Origin of the sequence: Mycobacterium sp. E3247 (genome assembly GCF_001667785.1) — a bacterium.
In the GTDB taxonomy this organism is placed as follows: domain Bacteria; phylum Actinomycetota; class Actinomycetes; order Mycobacteriales; family Mycobacteriaceae; genus Mycobacterium.
The window spans coordinates 41,631-47,870 of sequence record NZ_LZJG01000002.1 but is presented as its reverse complement, the minus strand read 5'-3'; the positions used below and the strand labels follow the sequence as shown (position 1 = coordinate 47,870).

Annotated in this window: 3 protein-coding genes; all 3 read right to left on the bottom strand. The window is 69.1% G+C overall.

The window, feature by feature from the left end; all coding sequences use genetic code 11:
• The coding region (locus tag A9X04_RS00225; protein ID WP_231985623.1) for a fatty acid synthase subunit beta domain-containing protein at positions 1–3,988 on the bottom strand (3,988 nt) is incomplete at its 3' end.
• A 526-nt stretch (positions 3,989–4,514) separates the two neighbouring features.
• Positions 4,515–5,237, bottom strand: a complete 723-nt coding sequence (locus A9X04_RS00220) for a DUF1906 domain-containing protein (protein ID WP_067916610.1) — start codon at positions 5,235–5,237, stop codon at positions 4,515–4,517.
• Between the two features lie 60 nt (positions 5,238–5,297).
• On the bottom strand, positions 5,298–6,212 hold the full coding sequence (locus tag A9X04_RS00215) for a MerR family transcriptional regulator (protein ID WP_067916608.1): 915 nt from the start codon (positions 6,210–6,212) through the stop codon (positions 5,298–5,300).
• Between the last annotated feature and the right edge of the window lie 28 nt (positions 6,213–6,240).

Genomic DNA, 6,240 nt, shown 5'->3' with positions numbered 1-6,240 from the left:
CGCCGACCACACCGGTGTCACGGCCACCTTCTCCGAGCCGCTGGCGCCCGGCCTCACCACCGTGCCCGACGCGCTCGACGCGGAAATCGACCTCGTCACCGGGACGCACCATGCCCAGGAAACGCGCGGTCCAGCCGACCAGCCGGGCCGGGGGCCGGGCCTGGCCGTCGGTCGCCGTCACCGCGTGCTGCGCGGCGGCCGACAGCCACATGCCGTGAACGATGGGCGATTCCAGGCCGGCGAGCAGGGCGGCCGCCCGGTCGGTGTGAATCGGGTTGTGGTCACCGGACACCACGGCGAACGGCCGCATGTCGACCGGGGCGGTCAGCCGGACGTCACGTCGACGACGACGCGGGGTGTCCGTCGCGTTCTCCGACACCGCGCCGCCGGCCCGCACCGGCTCGGTGAGTTCGGCGGAGCCGGTGCGCCCCAGGATCGCGAACCGCTCGTCGAGATTGGCGATCGTCGCGCCGTCGCCGTCGGCGATCGTGACCGCGACGCGCACGACACGGCCCATGTCGGTGTCGATCGCCGCCGAAGCCGTTGCGGTGACTGCCAATTCGGCCGGGACCTTGGGCAGCGCGCCGACCACGTGGGCGGCGTGGTCGAGGTGCACCAGACTGAGCAGGCCCTCGACGACGGGGACGCCGGTGTCGGTAACCGCCGAGCCGATCGCCGCGAAGACCGCGGGCCAGCACAGACCAACGAGCGCGTCGGGCACGGTGGTGAGGCCGGGCGCCAGCGGCTCGGAGAAGGTGGCCGTGACACCGGTGTGGTCGGCGACGCGCTCGGGATCCCAGTCCACCGTCACGGTGGCCGTCCCGTCGACGACCGCCGGCAGGAATTCCGGCCCGTCGACGCCGGCGGCGATCGCCAGCACCGCCCGCATGGCCGTGGCGGCGTCCTCGGTGGACACCACCGGGGTGCCGCCGTCAATGGTGTTGGCGGGCAGGGCGAACGGGATGTCGATCCAGGTCCCCGATACCGGAACGCTCAGCACCACCCGGTTACCGTCGACCCCGAGCCGCGCTCCGGTGGACGAGTGTGTGGCGCGGCGACTTTCGGGCCCTTCAGAGCCCTCGTGCACGAGCCAATCGGCGGGGTCGGCGATCCGGTGGACCGGGTTGATCGCGGTGCGGCCGGCCCACTGCACATCCGGGGCGTCGAGTACGACAGCCAGCGGTCCGGTCACGTCGGGGCGACCCATCCGGCGCGACGCGACGGCGCGGGGCTGCCCGCTGGACGACAGCACCTCGTCGATGGCGGCCTGCTCGAAGCGGTCCAGCAGTTCACCGACGGGTTCGTCCATCCGGGTGATGCCGGCGACCGCAGCGGTACCCGGGATGATGCACACCTGGTCGGCGTCATAGCGGGCGTCGTGGGCCTGCCACAGCGAGTCGCTTCGCCACCAGCGCCGCACGTCCTTGTCGATGACCGGTACGAAGTTGACCGGCTTGCCTGGCGTCTTGCACAGCGTGACGAAGAAGGGGACGTCGGCCGGGTGCAGTTGCACCGCTTGCGCGTCCGGGTATTCGGCGAGCAGCGTGGCGATGGCCTGCTGCGGACTCTCCAGCAGCGCCGCGTCGTCGAACAGCGTCGCGATCGGGCCGGAATCGCTTGCGTGCAAACGGGCTTCGGCGCGCTGCAGCATCTGCTGGAAGCGGTCACGCCAGGTGTCGGCGAGCCACGGGCTGCCGGGCGCGGCGGTGTCGGCGGTGGAGTTGCCCTCCCCGATGGCCAGCTCCACGTAGCGCTGCAACCACTGCAGGTAGGTCATGTCGGCGACGTCGCCGAAGTATGGCTTGGCGGTGTTCGCCATCGCCGCGATGATCTCGTCGCGACGCTCGGCGACGGCGTCCGCGTCGCCGGCGACCTCGTCGAGGAGGCGGCCGCAGCGCGACGCGCTGTTGTCGATCTCGTGGATGTCGGCGCCGAGCTGGCTGCGGCTGGAAGCCATGCCGTTCAAGGCTTTTCCGGCGCCGACCCACTGGTCGGTGCCTTGGGTCTCGACCAGCATCCGCTTGACCGACGGCGAGGTGGTGGCCTCCTTGGTCGCCATCGCAGCGGTGCCGACCAGGATGCCGTCGATCGGCATCAGCGGGAAGCCGTATGCCTGCGCCCACCGCCCGGACAGATACTCTGTCGCGCGCTCGGGGGTGCCGATACCACCGCCGACGCAGACCGTGACATTCGGGCGCGACCGCAGCTCCGAATACGTTGCCAGCAACAGGTCGTCGAGGTCTTCCCACGAATGGTGGCCACCGGCGCGCCCACCCTCGATGTGCATGATCACCGGCTTGGTGGGCGCCTCGGTGGCGATGCGGATGACCGAGCGGATCTGCTCGACCGTGCCGGGCTTGAACACGACGTGACTGATGCCGACGTCGTTCAGCTCCTCGATCAGGTCGACGGCCTCCTCGAGATCGGGGATGCCGGCACTGATCACCAGGCCGTCGATCGCCGCACCCGACTGACGCGCCTTCTGCACCAACCGCTTTCCGCCGACCTGCAGCTTCCACAGGTACGGGTCGAGGAACAGCGCGTTGAACTGATAGGTGCGGCCCGGCTCGAGCAGCGTCGCGAGCTCCTCGACGCGGCCGGCGAAGATCTCCTCGGTGACCTGCCCGCCGCCGGCCAGCTCGGCCCAGTGCCCGGCGTTGGCCGCGGCGGCGACGATCTTGGCGTCGACAGTGGTCGGGGTCATGCCGGCGAGCAGGATCGGCGAGCGGCCCGTCAACCGGGTGAACTTCGTCGAAAGCTTGACCCTGCCGTCGGGCAGGCGAACGACGGTCGGGGCGTAGGTCGACCACGCCCGCGCCACCTCGGGGACGGCCCCTACGGTGAAGAGGTTGCGCTGCCCGCCGCGGGTCGCGGCGGGAACGATGCCGACACCCAGTCCGCGGATGACCGGCGCGGTCAGCCGGGTCAGGATGTCACCGGGACCGAGGTCGAGAATCCAGCGCGCGCCGGCCTCGTGCACACGGCTGATCTCCTCGACCCAGTCGACCCGTCGCACCAGGATCGCTTCGGTCAGCTCGCGGGCCAGGGCGACATCCAGGCCCACCTTCTCGGCCCAGCCGGCGACGATGTCGATGCCGTCGGCCAGCCGCGGCGTGTGGAAGCCGACCTCCACCTGGACCGGATCGAAGACCGGCGAGAAGACGTCCCCACCGCGCAGCTTGTTCTTGCGATCGGCCTCTTCCTTCTCCGAGATCTGCTGGCAGTAGAGCTCGAACCGGGATAGCTGTTCGGGCGTGCCAGTGATGACGACCGAGCGCCGGCCGTTGCGGATGGACAGCACCGGCGGCAGCACGGTGCGGACGTCCTGCGCGAACTCGTCGAGCAGCCGGCTGATGCGCTCGGGGTCGGCGTTGGTCACCGACACCATGGGCGGGCGGTCGCCGAGCACGGAGATGCCGCGCCGGCGGGCGACCAGCGTCCCGGCCGCGCCGATCAGCTGGGCCATCGCCAGCAGCTCGGCGTCGCGGGCGCCCGCCGCCTTGAGGGCCTCGACGGCGAGCACCCCTTGGGAGTGCCCGGCGATCGCGACAGGCGGGGTGGCCTTGAGGTCCATGCCCTGGCGCGCCAAAGCGCGGACCGCCGCGATCTGAGTGAGCAGCACGCCGGGGATCGACACCGCGGCCGACGTCAGGTGCTTGTCCGACGGGACCGGGTCCTCGGCCGCCAGCGCGCGCACCCATGCGAGCGGCTCGAAACCGATCGGGCGCACCACGACCAGTTCCTTGGCCACCGGCTCGAGCAGCAGCTCGACCTCACCCACGAGCGTTGCCAGGTCCGATTCGATCCCGGCCGACGAGACCAGATCCTCGAGGGTTTCCAGCCAGGCGCTGCCCTGGCCGCCGAACGCAACGGCGTACGGCTCGCCGGCCGTCAGACGGTCGACCAGAGCGTGGGTCTCCCCGGCTGACGCATGAGGGCCATTTCCATCGCGATCAGCAGACACCCGGTCGTGCTCATGGATCGTCACCTTCTATGTCTCCCTGTATGCGTCTTTACGTGTCGGTTCGTTCGGCCGGTCATCACCGGCGGGCGGGTTCGGCGATTCCGCGTCGAATCAATGCCGGGAAACGGCTGACCGGTGTGTTGTCGGCGGACCGCCCGTGTGGGTTGAGCGGCGCGGGGACTGCATCGGCTGTACTAAGAGTGTCATAAGGATCGACCCCCGTTTTTCGTGGTGATTGGTTACTGATGAGTTCTACGCACGGGTAACCGTGTCGTGGGTAACACGGGGTTTAATCGGCGGCGCGGGCGCGGCGAACAAACCTGCTGCATGCAGGTGGTTACGGTCGAGTAGCTATAACTGCGCTGATCAAAGCAGTTTTGTTATGTAATCGTTATGTAAAAATTTCGAGCCGCGAAGCCACGTCGGGCTCTCCTGCGTCGCGTCGTCCGGTCCGCGATCGCGGCCGCCGGGCCGAAAAATGAGCGAACGAGTGTTTGCTGGGATCATTAAGAGACGCGGGCCACCGAGACGCGGCGAGGCACCCGGAGCGCTAGACCCACTGCCCGAATTGCGGTTTGAGGATCTCGTTGATGTCCACCCCGACCCCGCCGACACTGCGTTTGTCGATCTCGACCTGATGCAGATGGGCGGCCGGGTGGGTGAACCCCTTGGGCGAGCCCCAGTTGTGCTGCCAGAAGTAAGAGCCCAGACCGTCGTGCAGCGCCCAGTCGATGGTCTTCGAATTGGCGTACACACCTGTGCGCTGATGCCCGATCACCGACTCCCACGATCGCAGGTAGGGCGCGATCAGCTGTTTGTACTGGTCATAGGACGGGTCGTCGTCGATCGAGGCGTAGATCGGCGCGCTGGCCGGGCCACCCGCGGCGGCGTGCAGTTGCATCCCCCGCTGCGCGTGCTGGAGCCCGGCATTGGCCCCGCCCAGCCAGTCGGCGGTGTCGCCCTTGCCGAACTGGTAGCAGGAGACGATCTTCAGCCCGTTGCTGTTGAGGTCACGTGCCTCGGCGACCTGGATCGGCTTGCCCAGCATCCAGTTGCCCCCCGGACGCCGGTCGGACACATACCTGATCGAGCCCACGGCGCCGGCGGCCCTGATCTGGCTGGCCGGGATGACCCCGGCGGCGTAGTCCAGCAGGGTGCCGAGCGAGGCCGACGCGGGCGCCGGGCGCAGCGACGCAACCGCGACACCCAGGCCCGCCAAGGCCGGGCCCGCGGCCGCCCATTTCAGTAGGTCGCGTCGCGAAACCGATGACACAAGCGACAGAGTACGACAGGAACACCACCAGACACATTGACCACACTGGTCACATCTGCATCACGATGTCACATCTCGGGTTTGAGCCCGCGTCGCCGCGGGCAGCACGATCACGCTCACGGCCACCAGGCCCCGGTGAGCGGTCTGACGGGCGATCTCGTCGAGGAAGTCGGCGGCCGCCGGGTTGATGGATCCGGCCCAGGCCCGGAATCCCTGCACGATCACCGGGTCATGTTCCAATGACGGCTGCACCGCGCGAAGCACACCGACCACGTCGTCGGGCAGTGGGTCGGCCAGCTGCCGGTCGACCCAGCTGCGGGCCAGCTCCGTCGCCGCCACCCGATCGTCACCCAACCGGATCACGTCGCCGGCGAGGTTGCGCAACCGGTCGAACAGCACCTGACGTCCCGACAGCTCGGCCAGTTGTGCCAGCAGAGTGGTGGCCGCCGGCGGCAGGACCATCTGCCCGAACAGCGCCGGAACCGGCAGATCCCACTCGTCGAACAGGTCGGCGTACATCGTCGCGACGGGCGCGGACAGCGGCGCGCTGAGCCTCCCCATGACGCCGATGCTGTCGCGGTGCGTCGTCGCCAGGGTGCGCAGAATGTCGTCGTTGACGTCGGCGTCCGGGCAGTCGGCGGCGGCGCGGGACGCGACCCGGGATCGGTCGATGGCCGCGATCAACTCATCCAGCCGGTCGCGCTGACGCAGCAACAGCGCCCGGTGCTCGTCGAGCACGTCCGCCAGCGAGGTGCGCCCGTCGGCGACCAGACGCTGGATGTCGTTGATGCTGATGCCGAGACTTCTCATCAGATCGATGCGCAGCAGGTCGAGCACCTGCTCCACACCGAACACCCGGTAGCCGTTGGACAGGTGCTCGGCGCGCAGCAAGCCGACCTTTTCATAGTGGCGGATGCGGCCGGAAGCGATCCCGGTCAGGGCCGTGACGTCGCCGATCAGCAACTGGTCAGGCACGCCTTGACCTTACAACTGTCGCAAGGTC